The sequence below is a fragment of the Pseudomonadota bacterium genome (genome assembly GCA_022361155.1).
Classification (GTDB): domain Bacteria; phylum Myxococcota_A; class Polyangia; order Polyangiales; family JAKSBK01; genus JAKSBK01.
Genome location: JAKSBK010000570.1, coordinates 1 through 2204 on the forward strand (window position 1 = coordinate 1; position 2204 = coordinate 2204).

Here is a 2204-nt window from a genome sequence, read left to right on the forward strand (position 1 = left end):
AAATGGCTGAAGTTTCGGAGCGATCGAGGCGAGTTACCGACTTTTTAGCTGTGGGCGCTGCCGTCGTCAGGTGAAAGTCTGTCGGGGCTGTGACCATGGTCGGCGCTACTGCGGTTCGGGGTGCGCTGCGCAGATGCGGCGAATGCAGTTGCGCCAGGCGTCGGCGCGCTACCAGCAGAGCGCGCGGGGCGCGCGCCATCACGCGACACGGCAGGCGCGTTATCGGGCGCGTGTACGCGACAAAGTGACTCATCAGGGATGGAATCCGGGCGCCGACGAGGGCCAGGCTAGCGTCGAGCTCGGCCCCGAGAGTCAACCAGCGCCGAGCCGGAGGTATCCCGATGAGAGATTGGACGAGTCAGATTCTGCCGAGTCGTGGGCAAGTACGGTTGCTGGTGCCGACCTGCTCTTCGAGGTCGTCACCCAACGCTACGACGCCCTCAAACCAATCGTGCTCACCACCAACAAACCCTTCAGCGAGTGGCCCGACGTCTTCCCCCACGCCGCCTGTGTCGTCACCCCCGTCGACCGCCTCATCCACAGGTGCGAGGTCATCCCCATCGAGGCCAACAGCTACCGAGTCAAGGAAGCCAAAGAGCGCGCCGCTCGAAACGGCGTGCTCGACCCCCCAGGCGCGACCGCGCCGAATAGACGCGCTTTTGGCCGATCGGTAACAATCACCGGCTTGCGTCCTCTGGTCGCGGTCAACCGAGCAGGGAGCACCTTGTTTGCGCGGCGCCGAGCGCGGGCTTGACCCCAAACAACGCTCTCGTCCAGGGCATCCCACACTCGCATCAGGCCCCCCCCGACCGCCGCGCTACCTCACCAAAAGCGTTTGCAGGTTTGAATGTCCTTCCCGCCCACGTCCTGGGGCACACGCGCGCCCTTACCGTGCTGCACCCACCAAGGGGAGGGAGCCTATCGAAAGTCGCCCGAAAACGTAACCGGCCCCCTTTCGCATGCCCGCATAGATGGGGAGAGACCTATCTTGGGAGTCACGTAGAGTTGGTGCTCACTGCCGAAGCGGTAGCCCAGCGCGACAGTTACCAGAAGGCCCAACTTGTTTTTGGTTTCTGGCCAACAATCGTTCGGATACAGAAGCGGTAGGCCCTCCCACACGCCCGCTACGAGATCAACACCCGACGACGTATCGTAGCCAAGACCTAGGGTTCCTCCTACGTACATTATGTGCGGCTCGAGGACCGCGTATGACAAGTTGCCCCCCTGCCCGTAGGTCTGGCCGAGATTCAATCGCTGGATACCCATTCCGGTGCCCGCCTCCCAGCCCCAGGCAAGCCCGGAGCCCCTTCCCCACGTCCAGGCGGCCTGTGGGCCGGCCGAGAAGTTTAGCGGCAGGCACCCGCCCACGGCGGCGGCGGCCGCGATGATAGCGAGACACATCACGAGCGTCCGCACTTTGCGAGCCATCGCACCTCCATGTGAGCCCTTGCGTTCAATGTGCGCTGCCATCTCACTGGGCCCGCAGGAAAGGTCTAAGCTGGGCCTGCTCGGCCTGTTCCGCCATCTTCGTGCACGCCTGCAGCGCGAGATGGGTGGACCCGAGGCGCTCACCCGTTCGCGCATTCCTCGCTTCGATCCGCATAGTCCCCGCAACCGTAGCCTGGACAGCGATCTCTATTCCACTCCGACTCCCACAGTCGACGAGAGCGTCCGCAAACGTCCGGTCGCCCGCCCGAAGGACCTGCTCCGGCGTCGACTCGAGCCGCGCTGCCCACCTGTCGATAGTCGGCAGCCTCACGTACTTTTCGACGCACGAACGAGCCGCCGCGAGAGCTTCGTCGGTGGCGGTGCCACCTCGTCTTAGCCCGGTTGCGGCAATACAACGCTCGAGCCGTGAACTGGCCGCCGCCGACGGTGGCCCGGAACCACGATCGCACGACACGGACGTGGTCACGGCGAGACCGAACGCGATGACATCAGATAGGCGAGAAAATTCCCGACTCCCCGCAAGCGGGTTCGCCTACGATTCCCTACTTCAAACGATCGGCGCACCTCGGTGCGCCGCATTTCCTCGGTTCGCCGACTCGCCATCCGACCCCGCGGCGCTGCGCCATGCTCGGTCCGGAGTTTCGGGACGGGCACTAGCTCGCTTTGTAGGGTGACAGCTTGCGGACCGCGCGCCTGCCCAGGGCGCGCCAGCTGAGCGCGGGAACCACCGCCTGCGTCGGTCGCGTAGCCTAGTG

Annotated in this window: 1 protein-coding gene and 1 pseudogene; one reads left to right on the top strand and one right to left on the bottom strand. The window is 64.8% G+C overall.

The features are described 5' to 3' along the window. The first annotated feature begins 397 nt into the window (after window positions 1-397). Window positions 398-607: pseudogene (locus tag MJD61_21390) on the top strand (ATP-binding protein). Between the two features lie 311 nt (window positions 608-918). Here the strand turns inward: MJD61_21390 and MJD61_21395 are convergent. Then, window positions 919-1428, bottom strand: a complete 510-nt coding sequence (locus tag MJD61_21395) for a hypothetical protein (GenBank protein MCG8557813.1) — start codon at window positions 1426-1428, stop codon at window positions 919-921. Window positions 1429-2204: the final 776 nt, after the last annotated feature.